Source organism: Micromonospora sp. CPCC 205558, assembly GCF_036902955.1.
Taxonomy (GTDB): Bacteria; Actinomycetota; Actinomycetes; order Mycobacteriales; family Micromonosporaceae; genus Micromonospora.
The window spans coordinates 260,370-282,805 of sequence record NZ_JBAKHR010000008.1; the positions used below are offsets into that span (position 1 = coordinate 260,370).

Below are 22,436 nucleotides of genomic sequence, written 5' to 3' on the forward strand. Positions count from 1 at the left end.
CAGCATGACCGCGCGGCGTGACGAGATCGCGATCATCGGTGCGGGGCTGGCCGGCTGTCTGGCCGCCTGCTTCCTGGCCCGGCGCGGCTACCCGGTGGCCCTCTACGAGCGCCGCTCCGACCCGCGGGCCGGCGCGGCCGAGCGAGGCCGCTCGATCAACCTGGCCCTCTCCGAGCGTGGCCTGGACGCGTTGCGCCGGATCGGGCTGGCCGAGCAGGTGATGACCGACGCGCTGCCGATGCGCGGCCGGATGATCCACCCGGTCGAGGGCGAGCAGCAGTTCCAGTCCTACAGCGCGGCCGGCGACCGGGCGATCAACTCGATCAGCCGGGGTGCGCTGAACAACGCCCTGCTGGACGAGGCCGCCGCGCTGCCCGGGGTGCGGATCGTCTTCGACCACCGGCTGGTCGGGCTCGACCCGACCGACGGCGCGCTGAGCTTCGAGACCCCGCAGGGCCCGGTCGCGGCGAAGGCGTCGGTCGTGTTGGGCGCCGACGGCGCCGGCTCCGCGGTGCGCGGGCAACTGCTGGCGTACGGGCTGCTGGACGAGAGCGTCGACTTCCTCGACTACGGCTACAAGGAGTTGACGATCCCGCCGCTGGGCGGGGACTTCGCCCTCGATGAGGACGCGCTGCACATCTGGCCGCGCGGCACCTCGATGATGATCGCGTTGCCGAACCCGGACCGCTCCTTCACCTGCACCCTGTTCTGGCCGAACGAGGGCACCAGGAGCTTCGCGGCACTGGACAGCCCGGCGGCGATCGAAGAGCACTTCGCCCAGCACTACCCGGACGTCATCCCGCTGGCGCCGAACCTCGTCGACGACTACCAGCACAACCCGGTGGGTGTGCTCGGGACCGTGCGCTGCACCCCCTGGCAGGTCTACGGGAAGGTCGGGCTGCTCGGCGACGCGGCGCACGCGATCGTGCCGTTCTACGGCCAGGGCGCCAACTGCGCCTTCGAGGACGTGGTCGAGCTGGACCGCTGCCTGGACGAGTGCGCCGACGACTGGTTGGCGGCGCTGCCGCTGTTCCAGCGACGCCGCCAGGAGAACGCGGAGGCCATCGCGACGATGGCGCTGACCAACTTCGTGGAGATGCGGGACAAGGTCGCCTCCCCGGTGTTCCAGACCCGGCGGCGGGTGGAGCACGCACTGGAACGGGCCCTGCCCGGCCGGTACGTTTCCCAATACGAGCTGGTGTCGTTCTCCACCACCCCGTACGCGCAGGTGCGCCGCCGGGTGCGCCGACAGCACCGGGTGCTCGGGGCGGTGGTCGGCGGGGCCGCGCTGCTGCTGGTCGGCGCGATCGGTGCGGCACTGAGCCGAGGGAGGCGCGCATGAGCGGCATCTGGGATCCGCGGCTGATGGCCGGTCACGCGCCGAGTGGTCCGCACCGGTTGCGTAACTTCGTCGGCGGCGAGTTCGTCGACGGCGGAGCGACGTTCGCCAAGGCCAGCCCGGTCACCGGGGAGCAGGTCTTCGAGGTGGTCGAGGCGTCGCAGTCCACCGTGGACGACGCGGTGGCCGCCGCCCGGGCCGCCCTGCGCGGGCCGTGGGGTCGGATGGGGGAGCGCGAGCGCGCCGAGGTGCTGCGCCGGGTCGCCGACGAGTTGGAGCGCCGCTTCGACGACCTGGTCGCCGCCGAGGTCGCCGACACCGGCAAGTCCATCGCCCAGGCCCGCACGCTGGACATCCCGCGCGGCGCGGCGAACTTCCGGGCGTTCGCGGAGATCGTGGCGACCGCGCCCACCGAGTCGTTCACCACGGTCACACCGAGCGGCGGCCGGGCGCTCAACTACGCCCTGCGCAAACCGGTCGGCGTGGTCGCTGTCATCGTGCCGTGGAACCTGCCGCTGCTGCTGCTCACCTGGAAGGTGGCTCCGGCGCTGGCCTGCGGCAACGCAGTGGTGGTCAAGCCCAGCGAGGAGACTCCCGCCTCGGCGACGCTGCTCGCCGAGGTGATGGCCGCCGCCGGGGTGCCCGCCGGGGTGTTCAACCTGGTGCACGGCTTCGGGCCGGGTTCGGCGGGTGAGTTCCTCACCCGCCACCCGGGCGTCGACGCGATCACCTTCACCGGTGAGTCGGCCACCGGCGGCGCGATCATGCGGGCCGCCGCCGACGGGGTGAAGGCGGTGAGCTTCGAACTCGGCGGGAAGAACGCCGGCCTGGTCTTCGCCGACGCCGACCTGGACGCCGCGGTCGCCGGTTCGGTGCGGTCCAGCTTCACCAACGGCGGGCAGGTGTGCCTCTGTACCGAGCGCATCTACGTGCAGCGCCCGGTCTTCGAGGAGTTCACCGCCCGGCTGGCGAAGCGGGCCGGCGAGCTGGCGTACGGCTGGCCGACCGACGAGGCCACCGCCACCATGCCGCTGATCTCCCACCAGCACCGTGCGAAGGTGCTCGGCGCGTACGAGCTGGCCCGGTCCGAGGGCGCCGAGGTGCTCACCGGCGGCGGCACGCCCACGTTCGGCGACGTCCGCGACGGTGGGTCGTACGTGCAGCCGACGGTGTTGACCGGGCTCGGCCCGGACGCCCGCACCAACCGGGAGGAGATCTTCGGCCCGGTGGTGCACGTCGCGCCGTTCGACACCGAGGACGAGGCGTACGCCCTGGCCAACGGCACCGAGTACGGCCTCGCGGCGACCGTGTGGACCCGGGACGTGGGCGTGGCGCACCGGGCCGGCGCCCGGCTCGACGCCGGCATCGTCTGGGTCAACACCTGGTTCCTGCGTGATCTGCGCACCCCGTTCGGTGGGGTGAAGGCGTCCGGGATCGGTCGTGAGGGCGGCGTGCACTCGCTGAACTTCTATTCCGAACTCACAAACGTCTGCGTGGACCTGTCGTGAGCCATAGCGAGGGAGCGGGCATGGAAGCTGACATCGAGGCCGCCAACCGGGAGTTGGCCGATGCCCGCAGCACCGGCAAGCCGTGCGCACCGCTCCGGGGCCGGCTGCTGCCGGAGGGCGACGTGGAGTCCGCGTACCGCGTGCAGCAGCTCCAGGCGCGCGCCTGGCAGGGCCGCGGCGAACGCCGGGTCGGCGCGAAGATCGGGTTGACCTCCCGGGCGGTGCAGGAGACCTTCGGGGTGTTCCAGCCCGACTTCGGCATGCTGACCGACGCGATGGCGGTCGGCGACGGGGTCGAGGTGCCCATCGACCGGCTGCTCCAGCCCCGCGTCGAGGCGGAGATCGCCTTCGTGCTCGACAAGGATCTTCCGAACCCGCAGCTCACCACGGTCGACCTGATCCGCGCGGTCGACCATGTGCTGCCGGCGATCGAGATCGTCGATTCACGGATCGCCGCCTGGGACATCTCCATCGTGGACACCGTCGCCGACAACGCCTCCAGTGGGCTCTTCGTGCTCGGCACCACCCCGCGCCGGCTCGCCGACGTCGACCTGCGACTGTGCGGAATGGTGCTGGAGCACGCTGGCGAGCCGGTCTCGGTGGGCGCCGGCGCGGCCTGCCTCGGCAACCCGCTGCACGCCCTGCAGTGGCTGGCCGGCACCCTCGCCCGCGCCGGTGACCCGCTGCGCGCCGGCGACGTGGTGCTCTCCGGTGCGCTCGGCCCGATGGTGCCGGTCAGCCCGGGGGCGGCGTACGAGGCCCGGATCTCCGGGCTCGGCTCGGTGCGCACCTGTTTCAGCAAGGAGGGTTCGGCATGAGCGTCGGCGTGGCGGTGCTCGGTTCCGGCAACATCGGCACCGACCTGATGATCAAAGTCCTCCGGCTGAGTGACAGCTTGCGAATGGTGGCGATGGCCGGCATCGACCCGGCCTCCGACGGCTTGGCGCGCGCTCGCCGGCTCGGCGTCGCCACCACCGCCGACGGCGTGGACGGGCTGGTCGCGCTGCCCGAGTTCGCCGACGTCGAGGTGGTGTTCGACGCCACCTCGGCCGGCGCACACCGACGCCACGACGAGGTGCTGCGCGCCCACGGTCGCACGGTCGTCGACCTGACCCCGGCCGCGCTCGGCCCGTACGTGGTGCCGCCGGTCAACCTCGACGAGCACCTGCACGAGCCGAACGTCAACATGGTGACCTGCGGCGGGCAGGCGACCGTGCCGATCGTCGCCGCGGTACGCCGGGTCACCCCGGTGGCGTACGGGGAGATCGTCGCCTCGATCGCGTCGAAGTCCGCCGGGCCGGGCACCCGGGCCAACATCGACGAGTTCACCGAGACCACGGCTCGGGCCATCGAGGTGGTGGGCGGGGCCGAGCGGGGCAAGGCGATCATCGTGCTGAATCCGGCGGACCCACCGCTGCTGATGCGGGACACCGTCTACTGCCTCTGCCCGGACGCCGACGCCGACACCGACGCCATCGCCGCCTCGATCAGCGAGATGGTGGCGGCGGTGCAGGAGTACGTCCCCGGTTACCGACTCAAGCAGGACGTGCAGTTCGACCGGGTGCAGGCGTACCTGCCGACGCTCGGGCGGCAGCTCACCGCCCTGCAGGTGTCGGTCTTCCTGGAGGTCTCCGGTGCCGGGCACTACCTGCCGGCGTACGCCGGGAACCTGGACATCATGACCTCCGCCGCAGTGCGCACCGCGGAGCGGCTGGTCGCCCTGCGTTCGACGGGAGCGGTGGCATGACCGACCTGTACATCCAGGACGTGACGCTGCGCGACGGCATGCACGCCATCGCCCACCAGTACACAGTCGACCAGGTACGCACCATCGCCGCCGCGCTGGACGCCGCCGGGGTCGCCGCCATCGAGGTGGCACACGGTGACGGCCTCGCCGGTTCCAGCGTCAACTACGGCCACGGCGCAGCCAGCGACGCCGAGTGGATCTCCGCGGCTGCCGAGGTGCTGACCAGTGCGAAACTGACCACCCTGCTGCTGCCGGGTATCGGCACGATCGCCGACCTGAAGGCCGCGAAGGCGCTCGGGGTGACCAGCGTGCGGATCGCCACCCACTGCACGGAGGCGGACATCTCCGCCCAGCACATCTCCTGGGCCCGGGAGAACGGCATGGACGTGGCCGGGTTCCTGATGATGTCGCACATGTTCGATCCGGCCGGGTTGGCCGGGCAGGCAAAGCTGATGGAGTCGTACGGGGCGCACTGCGTCTATGTCACCGACTCCGGCGGGCGGCTGCTGATGTCCGACGTGGCGCAGCGGGTCGACGCGTACCGGCAGGTTCTCGCCCCGGAGACGCAGATCGGCATCCACGCCCACCACAACCTGTCGCTCGGGGTGGCCAACAGCGTGCTCGCCGTCGAGCACGGCCGGGTCACCGGGTCCGCGCCGGCCGGTCCCGACGCGGTGCACGGTCGGACCGTCCGCGTCGACGCCTCCCTCGCCGGCATGGGCGCGGGCGCCGGAAACGCCCCGCTGGAGGTCTTCGTCGCGGTCGCCGAGTTGCACGGTTGGAAGCACGGCTGCGACGTGTTCGCGCTGATGGACGCAGCTGACGACATCGTCCGCCCGCTACAGGACCGGCCGGTCCAGGTGGACCGGGAAACGCTCTCCCTGGGGTACGCGGGGGTCTACTCCAGCTTCCTGCGGCACGCCGAGCGGGCGTCCACGAAGTACGGCGTGGACGTCCGGTCGATCCTGGTCGAGCTGGGCCGCCGCCGGATGGTCGGCGGTCAGGAGGACATGATCGTCGACGTTGCACTGGACCTGGCCGGCAAGGAGCAGGCTGTGAGCGCGAGGAGTGAGCCGGGTTTTCGAGCCCCGCAGTCGCGAACGGAAGGTGGCGCAGCATGATCGGCCCGGACATCGCGGGGATCGCCGACAAGCTGGGTGCGGCGGCCGACACGGCCACCCCGATTCCGCAGCTCGCCGCCGAGACCGGCCTCGACGTGGACACCGCGTACGCCGTGCAGGCCGCGCTGCTGCAACGCCGGGTGAACGCCGGTGAGCGGTTGGTCGGATTGAAGATGGGGCTGACCAGCAGGGCGAAGATGGCCCAGGTCGGCGTGGACGAGGTGATCTGGGGGCGGCTCACCAACGCGATGCGGGTGCCCGACGGCGGCACGGTCGACCCGGCCGCGTACATCCATCCCCGGGTCGAGCCGGAGGTGGCGTTCCTGCTGGACCGGCTGCCCGAGCCGGGCGAGCCGGTCGGCGACTTCGCCACGGCGGTCCGCGCGGTCGCCCCGGCCATCGAGCTGATCGACTCCCGGTACGCGGACTTCCGCTTCTCCCTGCCGGACGTGATCGCGGACAACACCTCGGCCGCCGCGTTCGTGATCGGGCCGTGGTCTCCGGTGCCGGCGGGGCTGGACAACCTGGGCGTGCTGCTGGAGGTCGACGGGCGGGTGGCGCAGGTCGGCTCCACGGCGGCGATCCTCGGTGATCCGCGCCGGGCGCTCGACGAGGGCATCCGGCTGGCGGGCGGGCACGGGGTGCGGCTGGAGTCCGGGTGGGTCTTCCTGGCCGGTGCCGCGACCGCCGCCGTCCCGCTTCGCCCCGGCGTCCATGTCCGTGCCGTCGTCGAGAAGCTCGGCACCGCGTCTTTGCGGGCGTCGTCGTGACCGCTCGGGTGGTGGCCGGGAAGGCCGTGCCGCGGGGGGCCTTTCCGCACGTCAAGGTGGCGGGTGGGTTCGTCTTCGTCTCCGGTACGTCGTCACGTCGGCCGGACAACACCTTCGCCGGTGTGGAGGTGGACGGGTTCGGCACGACCAACCTCGACATCCGGGTGCAGACGCGGGCCGTGATCGAGAACGTGCGGGATCTGCTGCGCTCGGTCGGTGCCGACCTCGACGACCTCGTCCAGGTGACGTCGTACCTGGTCAACATGAACGACTTCGGTGGTTACAACGAGGTGTGGGCGGAGTTCTTCGACGCGTCCGGGCCGACCCGAACCACTGTGGCGGTGCACCAGCTGCCGCACCCGCACCTGCTGATCGAAATCCAGGCCGTGGCCCTTCTTCCCTCGGGAGGTCAGTCGTGAGTGAGATCGCCGAGCCGTTCAGCTTTCCGGGCTGGATCGCGGACAACCAGCACCTGTTGAAGCCCCCGGTGGGCAACAAGGAGATGTTCCCCGGCGGGGACGACTTCATCGTGATGGTGGTGGGCGGCCCCAACCAGCGCACCGACTTCCACGTGGACCCGTACGAGGAGTTCTTCTACCAGGTCAAGGGCAACATGCACATCAACCTGATGACCCCGGAGGGGCCGCGTACGGTGCACGTGCGCGAGGGCCAGATGTGGATGTTGCCGCGCAACACCCCGCACTCGCCGCAGCGGCCGGAGGCCGGCTCGATCGGTGTGGTCGTCGAGCGGGTCCGCGAGGAGGGCACGCTGGAGACGTTCCAGTGGTACTGCCCCGAGTGCGGGCACAAGGTGCACGAGGTGGAGTTGCAGGTCCGCGACATCGCGGCCGACCTGCCGCCGGTGTTCCAGGCCTTCTACGCCGACGAGGCGGCGCGGACCTGCGCGAACTGCGGCACCCTGCACCCGGGCAAGGGCTGATGCCCGCAGGCGTGGTCGACGTGCACACGCACGTCGTACCGAAGGGGTGGCCGGACCTCGGCGCGGCGTGCGGTGGGTCGGGCTGGCCGTGGTTGCGGGTGGACTCCGAGCGCGCCGCCATGATCATGGTGGGGGAGACGGAGTTCCGCCCGGTGGGCGCCGAGTGCTGGGACGCGTCGCGCCGACTGGCCGACATGGACGCCGACGGCGTGGTCGTGCAGGTGGTTTCGCCGACGCCGGTCTTCTTCAGCTACGACCGCCCGGCCGACCAGGCGGTGAAGGTCGCCCGGATCTTCAACGACCTGACCCTGGAGGTCACCGCGGCCGGAGGTGACCGGCTGGTGCCGTTCTGCCAGGTGCCGCTCCAGGACCCGGACGCCGCCTGCGCCGAGCTGGACCGCAGCCTCGCCGCCGGGCACGTGGGCGTCGAGATCGGCAACCACGTCGGTGACCGGGACCTCGACGACGCCGGCGTGGTCACGTTCCTGCAGCACTGCGCCGAGGTGGGCGCACCCGTCTTCGTCCACCCGTGGGACATGCCGGGCGGGCCGCGACTGGACCGTTGGATGGCCCGTTGGCTCACCGGGATGCCCGCCGAGACGCACCTGTCGGTGCTGGCGATGATCCTCGGAGGTGTCTTCGACCGGGTGCCCGAGACACTGCGGATCTGCTTCGCGCACGGTGGCGGCAGTTTCCCGTTCTGGCTGGGTCGCGCCGACAACGCCTGGCACCGCCGCGGCGACCTGGTCCGGGGTGCGTCCGCCGCCCCGCCCAGCAGTTACGTCGACCGGTTCAGCGTCGACTCGGTGGTCTTCACCCCGCCCGCGCTGCGCCTGCTGGTCGACACCCTGGGGGAGGACCGGGTGCTGGTGGGCAGCGACTACCCGTACCCGCTGGGCGAACGGCCGGCCGGGGCGGTGGTTCAGGCGGCCGACTTCCTCACCGACGATCAACGCGACAAGCTCCTGTCCACCAACGCGCTGCGCTTCCTGCACGGCTGAGCGGGCTTTCGCCACAGGCATGCGCAGATCTTGGACACTTTCCGTTCGCGCGTGACGCGCGTGACGGAAAGTGTCCAAGATCTGCGGGCAGGTGCGGCGTGGAGCTGGAGCAAGGTCCGGTTGGTCCGTTTCCGGTCGCCAGCGCGTGTCGGCTGCGCGAACGACCGACGGGCGGCAGGATGACGGCATGGCCGAGCCGCACGACCTGACCGCGTTGGAGCAGGCCGCCGCGATGACCCGCGGCGAGCTGTCCAGCGTCGACCTGGTCGAGCACTCCCTGAGCCGGGTGGCGGCACTCGGCGACACCGTGGGCGCGTTCGTCACCGTCACCCCGGACCTCGCCCGGCGGGCCGCACGCGCCGCCGACGCGGTGCCGATCGAAAAGCGCGGCCCGCTGCACGGCGTGCCGACCGCGATCAAGGACCTGACGCTCACCGCCGGAATCCGCACCACATTCGGTTCGGCCGCCTTCATCGACTACGTCCCGCCGGTCGACGCGGACGTGGTCCGGTTCATCAAGGCCGCCGGTCTGGTGAGCCTGGGCAAGACGACAACCTCCGAGCTGGGCTGTTCGCTCTACTCCGAGGGCCGGGTCGCGCCGCCGGCCCGCAACCCGTGGCAGTTGGCGTACACCGCGGGTGGGTCCAGCGGTGGCGCGGCGGCGGCGGTCGCGGCCGGGTTGGTCCCGGTCGCCCAGGGGTCCGACGGCGGCGGATCGCTGCGCATCCCGGCGGCCCTCTGCGGCCTGGTCGGCTACAAGCCCAGTCGGGGCCTCGTCTCCGGCGGACCAGTCGGCTCCGGCGCATTCGGGCTGCCTACCAGTGGCTCGCTCGGGCGGACGGTCACCGACGTCGCCGCGCTGCTCGACGTCATGGCCGTCCCCGTCCCCGGCGAGCCCTACCTGCCACCGGTCGCGCCGCCCGGCGGCTACCTGGCCGTCGCGCGCCGGGCCGAGCCCGGCCCGCTGCGGATCGGCCGGTTCACCACGCCGATGCTCGCCGACGAACCGGTGCACCCCGACTGCGTCGCCGCCGTGGACCGGGCCGCCGCGCTGCTCACGGCGGCCGGCCACGAGGTGGTCGAGGTGTCGCCGCCGCTCGGGCCGGCGGCGTGGCCGCTGTTCGAGATCCTCTGGTACGTGCTGGCGCTGACCCCGGTGCCGCCACAGCGGGAGGCGGAGCTGCTGCCGTTGACCCGGCTGCTCCGAGCCAGGGGCGCCGAGGTCTCCGCCGGCACCCTGGCCGCCACCCTCGGGGAGTTGCAGGCGCAGGTTCGCCTCGGCGCCCGCCGCACCGCCGGCTGCGATCTGCTGCTCTGCCCCACCCTGGCCACCCCGCAGGCGCCCGTCGGCTGGTTCAGCGCCGATGGGGACCCGGCCGCCGACTTCGACCGGCAACGCCGGTTCTCGCCCTACTGCGCCATCTTCAACGTCACCGGCGATCCCTCCGTCTCGCTGCCGCTGGGCAACACGACCGACGGCCTGCCCGTCGGGGTGCTGCTCACCGGCCGGTACGGCGACGACGCGCGGCTTATCGCTACCGCTGCGCAACTGGAGAACTCCAGTGACGGATGGGATCGGCACCCCGCAATCTGGCGGGCCACCGACTCCGCTAACGTGAATGGCGACGGAGTCGGGCGGTCGGCAGCGTGATCGTCCATCCGACCCGGTTGTTCAAGGTCGTCCTTCTTCCGCCTGGGGGCGTTGGGATTGTCTGTTACCGAGACGTTGCTGGTCTTCGTCGGCATCCCGTTGGCTGCGGTGCTGGTCATCGCCGGCCTGTCGTACGCCGGTAGCCGTGGGGGTGCCACCGGCGGTGGCGGCGGCGCCAAGCGCTACCGCCCGGGCCGGCCCTTCGACTTCACTCCGGTCTGGTTTCTGGGCCGCCCGGAGCAGCTGGCCGACTCGGCCGGCACCGCGCTGACGGCGGGGGCGCAGGCGCCCGCGCTGACCAGCCACAAGCTTGAGAAGGCCAGCGTCGAGGCGCCGGCCGGTGGAACCGGAGGCGCAAGTGACCGTTGGTGAGAAGCAGGCCGGGTCGGAAAATCCGCCCGAGGTGCTGGACGGGCCGTTCTCGACCCGGCAGCTGCTGCGCATCGACGAGGCGTTGCGCCTGGCCGACCAGGGCACCGGTCTGGTCTTCTCGGTCTTCGTCGGCGGGCTCGACGAGCCGATCCGCGAGCACGCTCAGCGGCTGCACCGTCAGCTCGCCGAGCCCGACAAGTCGGTGCTGATCGCCGTGTCGCCCAACCAGCGTCAGCTGGAGATCGTCACCGGGCGGTACGCCCGCAAGCGCATCCCCGACACGTACGCCAAGCTGGCCGCGCTCTCCATGGTCGGCGCGTTCAGCGGCGGTGACCTGGCCGGCGGCATCATCAACGGCCTGGACCAGCTCGCCAGCCACGCCGGCAAGGGCTGACCCACTCGTACGACGAAGCCCCGGCCAGCTCGCAGCGGGCCGGGGCTTCGTCGTGTCAGCGAGGCCAGGCGGACGGGTCCAGCTTCATCGACCACGGCTCGTCCACGTTCACCGGGTTGTCCGGGCCGAGGGTGCCCAACAGTTCGTAGTGTTCGCCCTCGCCAAGCCGATACCGGTAGATCACCGGGCCAAAGTTGCCCCGTTCGACCCGCCAGTAGTGCGGGACGCCCGCCTCGGCGTAGAGAGCGGGCTTGGTGAAGCGATCGTGGCGACGGCTTCCCGTCGACTCGACCTCGAGGACGAGCGCGATGTCCGCCGGATCGGCCCACATCCGCCCGCGCGGTGCGCCCGGGCGCAACGCAGTCAGATCGGGGATGAGATTGCCGCCGGGGACATGTACCCCGATCTCCCGGATCACCCGCCACCCGGCGGGAGCTGCCTGGCGGAGCGCCATCCGGATTTCGTCCGCGAGTTCGTGGTGCTCGGGACCGGCCGGTGGGGTCACGTGGAGGCTTCCGTCGATGATCTCGTAGCGGTTGCCGTCCGCAGGCAGGTCGAACAGATCCTGCTCGCGCCAGCCCCGCTCCGGGGGCTGCCACTGGTAGGTCGGCTGTGCCATCACGTCCACCTCCTCAAGCCACGATAACGTCCGGGGCCGGCGCGGGCTCACACCCACGCCGGCCCCGGGGCCGGATCACGCTGCTCAGGCGCTCTGGGCGTCCTTCGCGCGGGCCTTCAACGCCCGCACCACACCGTCGCGGCCCTCGGCCACCAGCCGACGCAGCGGGGCGGGGTGCCCCTCGCCGGCCAGCCACGCGTCGGTGGCCGCCACCGTGTCGTCCTGCACCAGGTAGGTCGGGTAGGCCAGCTGGGCGAACTCCTGCGCCGGCTCGCTGTCCCGGGTGGCCCACACCTGACCGACCGCCGCGAAGTAGCGCTCCCGGTACGGGGCGACCAGCTCCACCTGCGTCGGGTGGGCGAAGCCCTGCAACAGCGCCCGGTGTCGCCAGTTGGGCAACGAGTCCGGGCCGGTGAGCAGGGCCCACACGGCGGCCTTGTTCTCCGCCGTCGGGATCAACGCGTGCGCGTACGCGGCCTCCCGCTCGCCGCTGGCCGTGCGGTCGCCGCTCAGCTCCGCCTCGATCTCGGTGGCACCGGCGGCACCGTTGGCCACCAGCGCGGCGAGGACCGACCAGCGCAGCTCGGTGTCGACGGTCAGCCCGGCCGGCATGCCGGTGCCGTCCAGCCAACCACGCAGCGTCGCCAGGTCTTCCCCGGAGCGGGCCGCCGAGGTGAACGCACGGGCCCAGGCCAGCTGGAACCCGCTGCCGGGTTCGGCGGCGGCGAGTGCGTCGCGGGCGGTCCGGGCCAGGTCGGCCCAGCCGGTCGGCGCCCAGGCCGGGTCGGCGTACAGGGTGAGCGCGGTGGTCGCCTGCCGCAGGGTGGCGGTGACCAGGTTGATGTCGGTCTCCGCGGGCAGCCCGCTGAGCGTCAGCGCCACGTAGTCGCGGGCGGACAGCTCGGCGTCGCGGATCATGTCCCACGCGGCGGTCCAGCAGAGCGCACGGGCCAGCGACGAGTCGAAGCCACCGATGTGCTGCACCACGGTCGCCATCGAGCGATCGTCGAGGCGCAGCTTGGTGTAGGTGAGGTCGTCGTCGTTGAGCAGCAACACGTCGGCCGCCCGGACGCCGCGCAGCGGGGCGACCTCCGTCTGCTCGCCGGTCACGTCCACCTCGTACCGCTCACGACGGACCAGCCGCCCGTCGGTCAGGTCGTACAGGCCCACGCCGATCCGGTGCGTGCGCAGCGTCGGGTACGCCGCCGGCGCCTCCTGCCGCACCAGCACCTGCTCGTACGTGCCGTCCGCTCCGATGGTCACCTCCGGCCGCAGCGTGTTGACCTGCGCGGTCTCCAACCACTGCGCGGCGAACTTGCGCAGCTCCCGACCGGATGCGGCCTCCAGCTCGGTGAGCAGGTCGTCGAAGGTGGCGTTGCCCCAGGCGTGCTTGCCGAAGTAGGCCCGCAGCCCGGCCACGAACGGCTCCTCACCCACGTACGCGACGAGCTGCTTGAGCACGCTCGCGCCCTTGGCGTAGGTGATGCCGTCGAAGTTGACCTCCACGGCCTCCATGTCCGGCATCTCGGTGTAGACCGGGTGGGTGGAGGAGAGCTGGTCCTGCCGGTAGCCCCAGTTCTTCCGGATGGACAGGAAGGTCGTCCACGCCTCGGTGAACCGGGTCGCGTTGGCGTTGCACCAGTGGCTGGCCCACTCGGCGAACGACTCGTTCAGCCACAGGTCGTTCCACCAGCGCATGGTGACGAGGTCACCGAACCACATGTGGGCCAGTTCGTGCAGGATCGTGTTGGCGCGCTGCTCGTACTCGAAGTCGGTGACCTGCGAGCGGAACAGGTAGTGCGACTCGGCGTGCGTCACACAGCCGAAGTTCTCCATCGCGCCGGCGTTGAAGTCGGGCACCCAGAGCTGGTCGTACTTCGGCAGCGGGTAGCGCACCCCGAACTTCTCGTGGAAGAAGTCGAAGCCCTGCTTGGTGATCAGGAACAGGTCGTCGGAGTCCAGGTACTGCGCCATCGACGCCCGGCAGAACGCACCCAGGTCGATGCCGTCGTGGCTGTCGCGCACCTCGTGGTACGGGCCGGCGCACATCGCCGTGATGTAGGTGCTCATCCGGGGCGACTCGGTGAAGTGCAGCGTCTTGAGCGCCTCACCCGCCGGCTCCTCGCGCTGCACCGGCATGTTGGAAACCGCCCGCCAGTGCGCCGGCACGGTGACGTGCCAGGTGTAGACGCTCTTCAGGTCGGGCTGGTCGAAGCAGGCGTACACCCGCTGCGCGTCGGCCGTCTCGAACTGGCTGTAGAGGTACGTCTCACCGTCCACCGGGTCGACCGTCCGGTGCAGGCCCTGACCGCTGTTGGAGTAACTGAAGTCGGCGTCGACCACCAGGACGTTGTCGCCGTCCAGCCCGGACAGGGTCAGGCCCTTCTCGGCGGACCAGTCGGAGAGGTCGACGGGTGCGCCGTTCAGCGTCGCGGACCGCACCGACTCGGCGGCCAACTCGATGAACGTGCTCGCGCCCGGTTCGGAGCAGCGGAACCGAACCTCGGTCGTCGACCTGAACGTGCGGCCGTCGGCCGCCAGCACGGCGGTGGACAGGTCCAGACTGATGTCGTACCCCGTCACGTTGAGCAGGCGTGCCCGCTCGGTCGCCTCGACCTGCGTCAGGTTGCGCACTCCCGGCACTGTTCGTCTCCATCCCACATGTCGCCGTACGCCCGGCGGCGCCCGTTCGCCTACCGCTCGTGACGGCCGGCCCGATTCGAGTCTTCCATGTACGGGCAGCCTGCGGTGGCCGAGGTCACGCTCTCATTCGGGTGCCGGTCGATGCGCTGCGGGGTGAAGATTCTCGTGAGACGCCGACTGCTGGCGCCACCCGTCGTGAAGGGATCTCACCGTGACTGAACGTGTCACCGCCGACATGTGGTTCGACCCGGCCTGCCCGTGGGCATGGATCACCTCCCGCTGGCTGCTTGAGGTCGAGCAGGTCCGGGATGTGGACATCCGCTTCCACGTGATGAGCCTGGCCGTGCTCAACGACGGCCGGGACGAGTTGCCCGAGGAGTACAAGGAGTTCCTGAAGACCGCGTGGGGCCCGGTGCGGGTCTGCATCGCTGCCGAGCAGCGCCACGGCAATGACGTGCTGCGCCCGCTGTACACCGCGCTCGGCACCCGGATCCACCTGCAGAAGCAGGAGCGGGGTCCGGAGCTGTACGTGGCTGCGCTCACCGATGCCGGCCTCGACCCGGCGCTGGCGAAGGCCGCTGACAGCACCGACTACGACGAGGCGCTGCGGGCCAGCCACGAGGCGGGCATGCGCCCGGTCGGGCAGGACGTGGGCACTCCGGTCGTACACGCGCCCGGTCCGGACGGCGCTCCGGTCGCGTTCTTCGGCCCGGTGATCACTCCGGCTCCGAAGGGGGAGGCCGCCGGCCGACTCTGGGACGGCGTGTTGCTGGTCGCCGGCACCCCGGGCTTCTACGAGCTCAAGCGCACCCGTGAGCAGGGCCCGATCTTCGACTGAGCGATGACCACCGCGCCCCCGTTCGTGCTGCGTCAGCTGCGTGGACGGGGGCGTTCCGGGTCGGGTGCCGAGGTCGGCGGCCGGTTGTGGCGTCACCGGGAGGTGGGCGGCGTCGTTTCCCTCGGTGTCCGCCGCAGCGACCCGTAGGGCCGCACGCCGCAGTTCGTGGAGGCAATCCCGATGGCCAAGCACCGTGCGTCCGGTGACGATCAGTTGACCCGGCAGGGGGTGATCGAGACTCCCGGCGCGGACTACTGGTCCGTCGACGACTCCCGCTGGCCGACGGTCCGCCCGGATCTACCCGCCCATCTGGTGGATCTGCTCGCGCCGCCCATCGTGGTGGGCGTGGCGCGGGTCCCGGTGACCTCCCGGCTCACCCCGCCCGCGGCTGTCGATTCGCTGCAGTCGCCAGTCGACGCCGTGCCGTGCGATGTGCCGGCGCTGGTGCCATCGGGGGCGGCGCCGGCCGAACCCGCACCCCCGCCGCCGGCGCCGGCCCGTCCGGTGCCGACGCCGCCGCTGAGCCCGCGGCCTGTCCCGACGCCTCCTCCGGACCGTCCGGTGCCGACGCCGCCGCCGACGTCGCCCCGCCGCGCCGTGAACACCGGGCCGATCGGGGTCGGTCGACGCGGCAACGGTGGGCCGGTGAGCGCGGGTCGGCACCGCCGGGGCACATCCGACCGCGCCGGCTGACCACCCGGGCCGGCCGGGTGCTTTCATCTGGTGGACGCCCTGCGGGTCCCCGTCGGCGGCGACACCGTCGCCGGTAGCGTCAGTAGGCATGACGGTCGTGCATCCGATCACCCGGGCCTGGGTCACCACTGGCGGCACCGGCGCGCAAAACTACGACGAGTTCGCCGACGACGCGGAGATCACCGCGATCATCGAGTCGAACCCGCACAGCGCTCTCGGCATCGAGATGCCGCATCGCGCCCCGCAGAGCCTGGGCAAGTCGTTCCTCGACGCTCTGCCGGACGCGGTGGCCCGCCTCGCCGAGGCCAAGGCCGACGGCAGTTACACCCCCGCCGAGCAGGTGGTGGTGCTCTACCGGATCACCGCACCCGGCGAGGAGCCGGCGTACGGGCTGTTCGCGATGGTGGACACCGACCAGATCTCCACCCGGGCAGACGAGCCGGGCCTGGTCATCCGCAACGAGGACGTCTTCATCGCCAAGGTCCGCGAGCGGGTGGCGCTGGCCGACGCGCTGGGCCACCTGCTCTCACCCGTACTCCTGCTCCAGACCGGGCGTGGCGATGAGCTGCACGCCGCCCTCGTGGCGGCGACCGACGCGGCCGGCGCGCCCGCCGCTACCGACACCGACCAGGCGGGGCGCACGCACGCCATCTGGCTGCTCGGCCCTGGCCCGGAGCAGGCCACGCTGACCGCCCTCGCCGGTGGCGGGGACCTGGTCGTCGCGGACGGCAACCACCGCAGCCTGGCCGCTCAGACCGGGGGGCTGCCGCGCTTCCTGGCCGTGGTCACCACCCCCGCGTCGGTGGCCATCCAGCCGTACAACCGGTTGGTCAGCGAGCTGACCACCACCCCCGCCGAGCTGCTCGACCGGCTGCGGGCCGCGGGCGCCGAGGTCGAGCCGATCGACGGCCCGGTCGAGGTCCCGACGGCCGGCGGCACCGTGCACCTCCGCCTCGACGGCCAGGGGTACGCGGTGCGCCTGCCCGCGACCGCCTCCGCCGGCCTGGAAAACCTGGACCATGCCCTGGTCGAGCGGCTGGTGCTGCGCGACGCTCTCGGTCTGGACCCGGGCGACAAGCGGATCACCTACGTCGGCGGTGACTACCCGGCGAGCTGGCTCACCGGTGAGGTCGACGCCGGGCGGGCCGAGCTGGCCATCCTGATCGCCCCGGTGACGGTGGCGGATTTCGTCGCGGTCAACCTGGCCAGGGAGAAGATGCCCCGCAAGAGCACCTGGTTCACCCCGAAGGCGCGCGGTGGCCTGGTCGTCGCCGAGCTGCCGCGTTGAGCGCCACCCCCACGACCGTGTGACGGAACCGGCTCGGGGACGCCGCCGCTGTGACGTCCCCGAGCGCGGCCTGACAGACTGCCCGGTATGCGCGTCTACCTGGGATCCGATCACGCCGGTTTCGAGTTGAAGGTGCACCTGGCCAACCACCTGGCCATGCAGGGGTACGACGTCGTCGACGTCGGCCCGCACAGCTACGACCCGGACGACGACTACCCCACGTTCTGCCTGCACACCGGCGACCAGGTGGTGGCCGACGAGACGGGCCTCGGAGTGGTCATCGGTGGCTCCGGCAACGGTGAGCAGATCGCCGCGAACAAGGTCGCCGGCGTCCGTGCCGCGCTGGCCTGGAGTGTCGAGACCGCTCAGCTGGCCCGCCAGCACAACGACGCGAACGTGGTCGCCATCGGTGCGCGCCAGCACACGCTGGACGAGGCGACAGCCATCGTCGAGGCGTTCCTGAACACGCCGTTCTCCGGCAACGAGCGGCACGCTCGTCGGATCGCCCAGGTGGCCGAGTACGAGCAGACCCGGAAGCTGCCCGACCTGCCCTGACCGTGCGGCGCTCAGCGCGGCGAGCGGGGCAGCTCCTCGCGGGGCACCCAGTTGCGGCGGACGAGCACCACCCGGGCCTCCGCCTCGGCCAGGTCGTCGTCGTTGGGACGGGCCGCGTCCCGGGCCCGTAGCGCGGCGCTCAGCCCCACCTGGGACGAGCCGGAACCGACCAACCCGCGCAGCCCTCGCTCGCCGTCGCGCTCGTCACCGCCCGCACTCCTGCGTCGTGGCGGCGGCTCGTCACCGTCATGCACGCCCGCGGTGCTGGCCGTCGGGCCGTCGGCACCTGGCCTGGCCGTCTCGGTGTCGGCGGGGTGGCGCAGCCGTCGCCGTCGTCGGTCGGGGTCACCCATCAGCCGACCGTACCCCGCCCGGGTCTGATCCGGCACCGTCGTGCGGCCTCGCGCCCCGGCCGGGGTCGGCGACCGATTTGCCGGCTGGCTACCCTCGAATCCAGGCGGTGTCGTTGCCGTCGGTCAGGGGGAGCTCGAGATGGCAGACCAGACGCAGCCGTGGGCGGAGCGGACCGTGGAGGTGCCACCGCAGGCCGGCGTCGGGGTGCCGCCGCAGCGCGACGGGTTCCGTCGGGGGGTCGCCCCGGTGGGTCAGCCGCGCGCCCCGCGGACGGAGCCGTTCCCGGTGGTCGAGCAGGAGCCGACCGGCACCGGCTGGCCGGACGGGCCGGTGCCCCGCCGCTCGCTGAGCTCGCGAATGGCGCAACTGCGGCGCGGCGGTGAGTGGAGCGCCGCGGCCGGTCTCTTCGCGTTCGTGTGCTGGGGGATCTGGGCACTGTCCGGCCAGGGCGACCTGAGCGGCCCGCTGCTGGTGTTGGTGCTCAGCCTGCTGGTGGCGATCGGCCTGTTCGCCCTGTTCCGGCTGGTCGGCCGGGTGGTGCTGGAGCGGCAGTTGGGCCGGGTCCGGCGCAGCGCCCGAGGTGCGCACCTGGCGACGGCGGTCTTCCTCGCCGGCCTGGGGGTGGCGTGGCTCCAGCAGACCGAGTGGGTCGTCTCGGCCTGGAACTGGATCTCCTCGAACTGATCCGGGTGTGCACGGGCGGGCCGGTCCAATGACCCGCCCACCCGTGCACCCGGTCGTCTCCCCACCAGGCAAGGCCGCTGCTTACCCGGCCGGCCGCGGTTCATCCGTGGTCGGCCGCTGCGACCGGTACCTCCTTCGAGGGTTCAGTCGGCGGATTCGGCGGCGGCGTAGTCCCGGGCCACCCGGACCAGCTCCACCAGTCCGCCGGCGTACTCCTGGGATTCGCCGTGCGCCTCGTCGAACGGCGGCTGGAAGCCGACGCCCTCCCACTGGCTGGTCGCCGGGTTCCACCGGTCGTTGCCGACCTCGAAGTCCCAGGCGAAGATGCCCAGCTCGTAGTAGAGCTGGTCGGCCGAGTTGCCGGCGGCGGAGTAGAGCACGTCGGCGACCGGTCCGGTCTGCGACGGCCAGGTGACGGTGCCCCGCTCCTGTGCGATGGCCCCGACGATCCGCCGGGCGCTGTTGAGGAACAGCGTCGACTCGTCGATCGACGGCCGGGGCAGGGTGATCCGCCCGTCGGCCCGGTACGCCCCCGGCGGCCACATGAAGTACCCGCCGTAGGAGTGCACGTTCATCGCGAACTTGATGTTCGTATGGGCCTGGGCGAGCGCGATCACGTTGCTGCTCTCCGCCTCGGACAGCTCGGCGGTGCCCGCGTAGTTGCCGGACAGGCAGTTGGCGCTGGCGCCCACATACCCGTCGAAGTACGACCCGACCGTGTAGTTGCGGTTGACGTCGACGCCCCACGAGGTGCGGTTCTTCGGATCGCGGGCGGGCCCGGTGCAGTGGTTGACCAGGTTCTTGCGCTGGAAGTTGAAGTCGTTGAACGAGTAGTTCGCGCCGTCCGGGTTGACCGTCGGGATGACGAAGATGTCGACCTGCTCCAGCAGCTCACGGGTTGCCGGGTCGGTGCGGGCGTTGGCCAGCATCCGCTCGGCGAACTCCAGCGTCACCAGCGGGGTGGCCCACTCCCGGGCGTGCTCCTGCGAGTACGCGAGCACCCCGACCCGGGACCCGTCGCGGTGCGCGCCGAGGCGCAGCGCCTGCACCGTCCACGGCCGTGCCGGCACCTCGGTGCCCTGGAGGCCGTCGTCGAGCCGGGCGGGGCCGGCGACCGGCATCGGCAGCCCGGCCGAGCCGTCCTCGACGGTGGCCCGGAACCGGTTCGGTTGGCGCGCGTTGATCGCCGCCGCGACCTCGTCGGTGGTGCTCACGGTCTTGCCCGCGGTGTCGGTGGCCAGTGACACGGTGAGGACGCGGTCGCGGTAGCCGACGGTCAGTGGCCGGTTCGCCCGGCCAGGGTCGACCGTCCGCACCTGTACGCCGTTCATGTTCTGGTCGCCGAAGCGGACCGACTCGACCACCACGGCGGCCACCGCCGGGTCGCCCAGGTAGGCGGCGGCGTTGCGTCGGTACCCCTGGGTCTTGTTCGGCAGGTCGATCACGTCCACCAGGTCCCGGTACTGGCGGGCCAGGCGCTTGATCCGCGCCTGGATGTCGATCGGCGTCAGGTACGCGTCGATGAAGTCCTTCTGATAGCCGGCCGGAAGGGGCGGCGGGGCAGCGTTCGGCCAGAGCGTCGGCGTGACCACGCGGCTGACCCCGCCGAGGCTGGAGGTGGCGGTCAACTGGATCGGTCGGTTCGGCACCGGCTGGGGAAGGTTGTAGTGGTACTGGTACTCGCCCGAGTCCTCGAACCGGTACAGCGGGAACGATCCGGTGGCGCCGTCCGCCGTCCGCCAGCTGACCGTGATCTCCACGTCCGGATCGTCGGTGGCGGTCGTGGCCACCTGGGCCTGCAGGAAGGTCTGCCCACCCGTGGTCCACCAGTACGCCTGCTGCACCTGGAGGGTGTCCACGGCGGCGGCGGCGGTGGTCCGTTGGCCCGCGGCCGGAGCGCGCAGCCCGGCGGCGGTGCGGGCCTGAGCCGCGCGGACGCTGTCGGCGTAGTGCCGGCTGCCGTCGCCGGCGCGCTGCACAATCTGCACCGCCGTCGCGCCCTGCGCGGTCAGCTCGGCGAGCTGGGTGCCGGTCAACACCAGGTCGGCGAGGATCCGGCCGTCCCGTGCGCGGGGTCGGTTGGCCAGGTCCGCGCCGGTGGCGACCAGCCGGTCGAGCTGGGCCTGGTCGCGGAGTTGGACCCGGACCAGGGCGGTCTCGGTGGCGGTCAGGGTGATCGGGGCAGCGGGTGCCGCCGCTGCGGAACCGGGATGGGACAGCACCGCGCTGATCAGGATCGCTGTGGTGGCGGCAGCTGTCCACCGTCGTCGGACGATCATGTGCCCTCCTGTGACGGACGTCGATGTTCTTGGTCCTTACACCAGTGCACAGATCGACACCTGTCAAGGGAAGGGAATGCGCTTCAGCAGGTCCGGGGCCAACGATCCACTGTGAGGCGCGCCGGTCAATATCCCACCGGTCCCGTTCGGCGTTGATCCATTGACAACTGCGCGAGTTCCGGAGCAACCCTTCGAGCCAGACCCCGCGTGACTATCTCGAAACGGGGATCGGAGGCCTGGATGAGCGATCGCGACGAGGCGTTCGCCGAGTACTTCGCGGCACGGTCCGGTGCCATGCGCGGCACCGCGTACCTGCTGTGCGGCGACTGGCACCGTGCCGAAGACCTGGTCCAGACCGCGTTCGTCAAGCTCTACCGGGTCTGGAACCGGATCTCTCGGCACGAGGTGCTCGACAGCTACGTGCGTCAGATCCTGATCCGGACCTTCCTCGACGAACGCCGGCGTGGCTGGTGGCTTCGGGAACGGGTGGGTGGCGAGGACACCGAGCAGGTGGCCCCGCCCGACTCGCCGGAGAGCCGACTGGTGCTGCTTCAGGCGCTGGCCCGGGTGGCACCACGTCAGCGGGCCGTGCTGATTCTGCGGTACTGGGAGGACCTGTCGATCGAGGACGTCGCGGCGCTGCTGGAGTGCTCTCCAGGGACGGTGAAGAGCCAGGCGGCACGCGGGCTCGACACGTTGCGCGGCCTCCTGGCACCCAGCTACAGCGGGATCGAGATGGGGGAGCGATGAACGAGGAAGAACTACGCGAGGGGCTGCGTAGCGAGATGGCGGGCGTCACCCCGCCACCACCATTGAGTACGACAGCCGCGCTCGGCGCGGCACGGCGGGCGCACTTCCGCCGACGCGCGGTGTGGGCGTCCCTCGGGTCGGCGGTTGTCGTGCTGGCGGTCACCGGCTTCGCGGCCGTCGCCACACCCGATGGTCACGTCTACGAGCCGGCGGGCCGGGGGCCACTGGTTGCTCCGGACACCAAGAAGCCGTGGCCGACCGGGCCGAACGGTCAACCGCAGGAGGACCGGACCGCCCGCGCCGGGTCCAAGTACGACCAGGGAGCACACCTGCTCAGTGAGGCTGTCTCGGTCGTACCCGCTGGTTTCAGCGCGCCGGAGGACCCGCCGAGTCTGCCCGCCGAGCAGCGGACGTCGCGAACCCACCAGGCGCAGTTCGAGGCCAGGGTGGACGGCGTCGACGTGTGGAGCTACTCCTCGTCGGTCGCCGTGACGCAGCACGCCGCCGCCGGGCGCCTCATCGTCGAGGTGCACGACGCCGGCAATCCGATGCCGACCGAGCCGTGCGAGCTGGCCCGGGCCTTCTGGGGCATGCGGGGCGACTGCCAGGTCGAGACCGTCGGCGCGGCGCGGGTCGGCGTGGTGGTCCGACCGGACGGCGACGACCGGCTGGACCAGTGGTCGGCGTACCGGCACCCGGACGGGGTGGTGGTGTTCGTGGCGCAGGGCGTGCGGCTCGACGAGAGCCGGCCGGCGTTGACGAAGCTGCCGTTCTCCGTACCGCAGTTGGCGGCTCTCGCCGTCGACGAACGGTTCCACCTGAAGTGACACCGCAGCTCGGCTTCGCCGAGGGGTCCAGGTGCCGCCACCTCGGGGTTCACCTGGGCCTTG

Annotated in this window: 24 protein-coding genes; 20 read left to right on the plus strand and 4 right to left on the minus strand. The window is 71.7% G+C overall.

All coding sequences use genetic code 11. The features are described 5' to 3' along the window. Positions 1 to 4 precede the first annotated feature (4 nt). The 12 genes from V6U86_RS12330 to V6U86_RS12385 all read left to right on the plus strand — a co-directional run bounded on the left by V6U86_RS12330 (position 5) and on the right by V6U86_RS12385 (position 10,843). Positions 5 to 1,342, plus strand: a complete 1,338-nt coding sequence (locus V6U86_RS12330; RefSeq protein WP_334502168.1) for an FAD-dependent oxidoreductase — start codon at positions 5 to 7, stop codon at positions 1,340 to 1,342. A 23-nt stretch (positions 1,343 to 1,365) separates the two neighbouring features. Continuing rightward, complete coding sequence (locus V6U86_RS12335) at positions 1,366 to 2,847, plus strand: 2-hydroxymuconic semialdehyde dehydrogenase (RefSeq protein ID WP_334502300.1); 1,482 nt, start codon at positions 1,366 to 1,368, stop codon at positions 2,845 to 2,847. A gap of 20 nt (positions 2,848 to 2,867) precedes the next feature. Further along, complete coding sequence (locus tag V6U86_RS12340) at positions 2,868 to 3,665, plus strand: 2-keto-4-pentenoate hydratase (protein WP_334502170.1); 798 nt, start codon at positions 2,868 to 2,870, stop codon at positions 3,663 to 3,665. Continuing rightward, positions 3,662 to 4,594: an acetaldehyde dehydrogenase (acetylating) gene (locus V6U86_RS12345; protein WP_334502173.1), complete on the plus strand. Its 933-nt coding sequence runs from the start codon at positions 3,662 to 3,664 to the stop codon at positions 4,592 to 4,594. Before V6U86_RS12340 ends, V6U86_RS12345 begins: the two co-directional genes overlap by 4 nt. Then, positions 4,591 to 5,715 (plus strand): 4-hydroxy-2-oxovalerate aldolase, encoded by a 1,125-nt coding sequence (gene dmpG / locus V6U86_RS12350; RefSeq protein ID WP_334502175.1) that lies wholly within the window; start codon positions 4,591 to 4,593, stop codon positions 5,713 to 5,715. The genes V6U86_RS12345 and dmpG overlap by 4 nt, the downstream gene beginning before the upstream one ends. Next, positions 5,712 to 6,485: a 2-keto-4-pentenoate hydratase gene (locus tag V6U86_RS12355; protein WP_334502178.1), complete on the plus strand. Its 774-nt coding sequence runs from the start codon at positions 5,712 to 5,714 to the stop codon at positions 6,483 to 6,485. Before dmpG ends, V6U86_RS12355 begins: the two co-directional genes overlap by 4 nt. After that, complete coding sequence (locus V6U86_RS12360; RefSeq protein WP_334502180.1) at positions 6,482 to 6,904, plus strand: RidA family protein; 423 nt, start codon at positions 6,482 to 6,484, stop codon at positions 6,902 to 6,904. Before V6U86_RS12355 ends, V6U86_RS12360 begins: the two co-directional genes overlap by 4 nt. Continuing rightward, on the plus strand, positions 6,901 to 7,425 hold the full coding sequence (locus tag V6U86_RS12365) for a 3-hydroxyanthranilate 3,4-dioxygenase (protein WP_151491805.1): 525 nt from the start codon (positions 6,901 to 6,903) through the stop codon (positions 7,423 to 7,425). The genes V6U86_RS12360 and V6U86_RS12365 overlap by 4 nt, the downstream gene beginning before the upstream one ends. Beyond that, positions 7,425 to 8,426, plus strand: a complete 1,002-nt coding sequence (locus V6U86_RS12370; protein WP_334502187.1) for an amidohydrolase family protein — start codon at positions 7,425 to 7,427, stop codon at positions 8,424 to 8,426. Before V6U86_RS12365 ends, V6U86_RS12370 begins: the two co-directional genes overlap by 1 nt. Positions 8,427 to 8,613: 187 nt before the next feature. Continuing rightward, entirely contained in the window at positions 8,614 to 10,077 is a 1,464-nt protein-coding gene (locus tag V6U86_RS12375; RefSeq protein WP_334502190.1) for an amidase, read from the plus strand. 51 nt (positions 10,078 to 10,128) lie between these two features. Then, positions 10,129 to 10,449 carry an aa3-type cytochrome oxidase subunit CtaJ gene (ctaJ, locus tag V6U86_RS12380; RefSeq protein WP_435821308.1) on the plus strand — a complete coding sequence of 107 codons (321 nt, stop codon included), beginning with the start codon at positions 10,129 to 10,131 and terminating at the stop codon, positions 10,447 to 10,449. Further along, entirely contained in the window at positions 10,436 to 10,843 is a 408-nt protein-coding gene (locus tag V6U86_RS12385; RefSeq protein ID WP_124772579.1) for a DUF5130 family protein, read from the plus strand. The genes ctaJ and V6U86_RS12385 overlap by 14 nt, the downstream gene beginning before the upstream one ends. A gap of 55 nt (positions 10,844 to 10,898) precedes the next feature. Here V6U86_RS12385 and V6U86_RS12390 read toward each other — a convergent pair whose 3' ends face one another. Then, on the minus strand, positions 10,899 to 11,462 hold the full coding sequence (locus V6U86_RS12390; RefSeq protein ID WP_334502198.1) for a Uma2 family endonuclease: 564 nt from the start codon (positions 11,460 to 11,462) through the stop codon (positions 10,899 to 10,901). Between the two features lie 84 nt (positions 11,463 to 11,546). Next, the gene (gene pepN / locus V6U86_RS12395; protein ID WP_334502200.1) at positions 11,547 to 14,096 is read right to left on the minus strand and encodes an aminopeptidase N; all 2,550 of its coding nucleotides are present in this window, start codon (positions 14,094 to 14,096) and stop codon (positions 11,547 to 11,549) included. Between the two features lie 220 nt (positions 14,097 to 14,316). Here pepN and V6U86_RS12400 point away from each other — a divergent pair, with 220 nt between their 5' ends. The 5 genes from V6U86_RS12400 to V6U86_RS12420 all read left to right on the plus strand — a co-directional run bounded on the left by V6U86_RS12400 (position 14,317) and on the right by V6U86_RS12420 (position 17,479). Beyond that, the gene (locus V6U86_RS12400; protein ID WP_334502203.1) at positions 14,317 to 14,943 is read left to right on the plus strand and encodes a mycothiol-dependent nitroreductase Rv2466c family protein; all 627 of its coding nucleotides are present in this window, start codon (positions 14,317 to 14,319) and stop codon (positions 14,941 to 14,943) included. 3 nt (positions 14,944 to 14,946) lie between these two features. Continuing rightward, the gene (locus V6U86_RS12405) at positions 14,947 to 15,090 is read left to right on the plus strand and encodes a hypothetical protein (protein ID WP_334502206.1); all 144 of its coding nucleotides are present in this window, start codon (positions 14,947 to 14,949) and stop codon (positions 15,088 to 15,090) included. A 33-nt stretch (positions 15,091 to 15,123) separates the two neighbouring features. Continuing rightward, entirely contained in the window at positions 15,124 to 15,636 is a 513-nt protein-coding gene (locus V6U86_RS12410; RefSeq protein ID WP_334502208.1) for a hypothetical protein, read from the plus strand. 88 nt (positions 15,637 to 15,724) lie between these two features. Continuing rightward, entirely contained in the window at positions 15,725 to 16,924 is a 1,200-nt protein-coding gene (locus V6U86_RS12415) for a DUF1015 family protein (RefSeq protein ID WP_334502210.1), read from the plus strand. An 87-nt stretch (positions 16,925 to 17,011) separates the two neighbouring features. Further along, positions 17,012 to 17,479 carry a ribose-5-phosphate isomerase gene (locus V6U86_RS12420; RefSeq protein ID WP_334502213.1) on the plus strand — a complete coding sequence of 156 codons (468 nt, stop codon included), beginning with the start codon at positions 17,012 to 17,014 and terminating at the stop codon, positions 17,477 to 17,479. Positions 17,480 to 17,490: 11 nt separating this feature from the next. On the opposite strand, the gene V6U86_RS12425 is transcribed toward V6U86_RS12420, so the two are convergent. Further along, positions 17,491 to 17,832, minus strand: a complete 342-nt coding sequence (locus V6U86_RS12425; protein WP_334502215.1) for a hypothetical protein — start codon at positions 17,830 to 17,832, stop codon at positions 17,491 to 17,493. Positions 17,833 to 17,971: 139 nt separating this feature from the next. On the opposite strand from V6U86_RS12425, the gene V6U86_RS12430 reads away from it, so the two are divergent. Next, positions 17,972 to 18,517 (plus strand): hypothetical protein, encoded by a 546-nt coding sequence (locus V6U86_RS12430; protein WP_334502217.1) that lies wholly within the window; start codon positions 17,972 to 17,974, stop codon positions 18,515 to 18,517. Positions 18,518 to 18,660: 143 nt separating this feature from the next. Here the strand turns inward: V6U86_RS12430 and V6U86_RS12435 are convergent, their stop codons facing one another. Further along, positions 18,661 to 20,796: a M14 family zinc carboxypeptidase gene (locus V6U86_RS12435; protein ID WP_334502219.1), complete on the minus strand. Its 2,136-nt coding sequence runs from the start codon at positions 20,794 to 20,796 to the stop codon at positions 18,661 to 18,663. Between the two features lie 240 nt (positions 20,797 to 21,036). On the opposite strand from V6U86_RS12435, the gene V6U86_RS12440 reads away from it, so the two are divergent. Both V6U86_RS12440 and V6U86_RS12445 read left to right on the plus strand, forming a co-directional pair. Further along, positions 21,037 to 21,546: a SigE family RNA polymerase sigma factor gene (locus tag V6U86_RS12440; RefSeq protein WP_334502221.1), complete on the plus strand. Its 510-nt coding sequence runs from the start codon at positions 21,037 to 21,039 to the stop codon at positions 21,544 to 21,546. After that, positions 21,543 to 22,373, plus strand: coding sequence for a hypothetical protein (locus V6U86_RS12445; protein WP_334502223.1), 831 nt, complete (start codon positions 21,543 to 21,545; stop codon positions 22,371 to 22,373). Before V6U86_RS12440 ends, V6U86_RS12445 begins: the two co-directional genes overlap by 4 nt. Positions 22,374 to 22,436: the final 63 nt, after the last annotated feature.

Excerpts from the sequence above, each read along its gene's own strand:
- V6U86_RS12375 (WP_334502190.1), top strand. The coding sequence starts at position 8,614 with ATGGCCGAGCCGCACGACCTGACCGCGTTGGAGCAGGCCGCCGCGATG.
- V6U86_RS12445 (WP_334502223.1), top strand. The coding sequence starts at position 21,543 with ATGAACGAGGAAGAACTACGCGAGGGGCTGCGTAGCGAGATGGCGGGC.
- V6U86_RS12410 (WP_334502208.1), top strand. The coding sequence starts at position 15,124 with ATGGCCAAGCACCGTGCGTCCGGTGACGATCAGTTGACCCGGCAGGGG.
- V6U86_RS12370 (WP_334502187.1), top strand. The coding sequence starts at position 7,425 with ATGCCCGCAGGCGTGGTCGACGTGCACACGCACGTCGTACCGAAGGGG.
- V6U86_RS12355 (WP_334502178.1), top strand. The coding sequence starts at position 5,712 with ATGATCGGCCCGGACATCGCGGGGATCGCCGACAAGCTGGGTGCGGCG.
- V6U86_RS12335 (WP_334502300.1), top strand. The coding sequence starts at position 1,366 with ATGGCCGGTCACGCGCCGAGTGGTCCGCACCGGTTGCGTAACTTCGTC.
- V6U86_RS12390 (WP_334502198.1), bottom strand. The coding sequence starts at position 11,462 with ATGGCACAGCCGACCTACCAGTGGCAGCCCCCGGAGCGGGGCTGGCGC.
- V6U86_RS12425 (WP_334502215.1), bottom strand. The coding sequence starts at position 17,832 with ATGGGTGACCCCGACCGACGACGGCGACGGCTGCGCCACCCCGCCGAC.
- V6U86_RS12415 (WP_334502210.1), top strand. The coding sequence starts at position 15,725 with ATGACGGTCGTGCATCCGATCACCCGGGCCTGGGTCACCACTGGCGGC.
- V6U86_RS12345 (WP_334502173.1), top strand. The coding sequence starts at position 3,662 with ATGAGCGTCGGCGTGGCGGTGCTCGGTTCCGGCAACATCGGCACCGAC.
- dmpG (WP_334502175.1), top strand. The coding sequence starts at position 4,591 with ATGACCGACCTGTACATCCAGGACGTGACGCTGCGCGACGGCATGCAC.
- V6U86_RS12330 (WP_334502168.1), top strand. The coding sequence starts at position 5 with ATGACCGCGCGGCGTGACGAGATCGCGATCATCGGTGCGGGGCTGGCC.
- V6U86_RS12405 (WP_334502206.1), top strand. The coding sequence starts at position 14,947 with ATGACCACCGCGCCCCCGTTCGTGCTGCGTCAGCTGCGTGGACGGGGG.
- V6U86_RS12420 (WP_334502213.1), top strand. The coding sequence starts at position 17,012 with ATGCGCGTCTACCTGGGATCCGATCACGCCGGTTTCGAGTTGAAGGTG.
- V6U86_RS12435 (WP_334502219.1), bottom strand. The coding sequence starts at position 20,796 with ATGATCGTCCGACGACGGTGGACAGCTGCCGCCACCACAGCGATCCTG.
- V6U86_RS12430 (WP_334502217.1), top strand. The coding sequence starts at position 17,972 with ATGGCAGACCAGACGCAGCCGTGGGCGGAGCGGACCGTGGAGGTGCCA.
- V6U86_RS12340 (WP_334502170.1), top strand. The coding sequence starts at position 2,868 with ATGGAAGCTGACATCGAGGCCGCCAACCGGGAGTTGGCCGATGCCCGC.
- V6U86_RS12440 (WP_334502221.1), top strand. The coding sequence starts at position 21,037 with ATGAGCGATCGCGACGAGGCGTTCGCCGAGTACTTCGCGGCACGGTCC.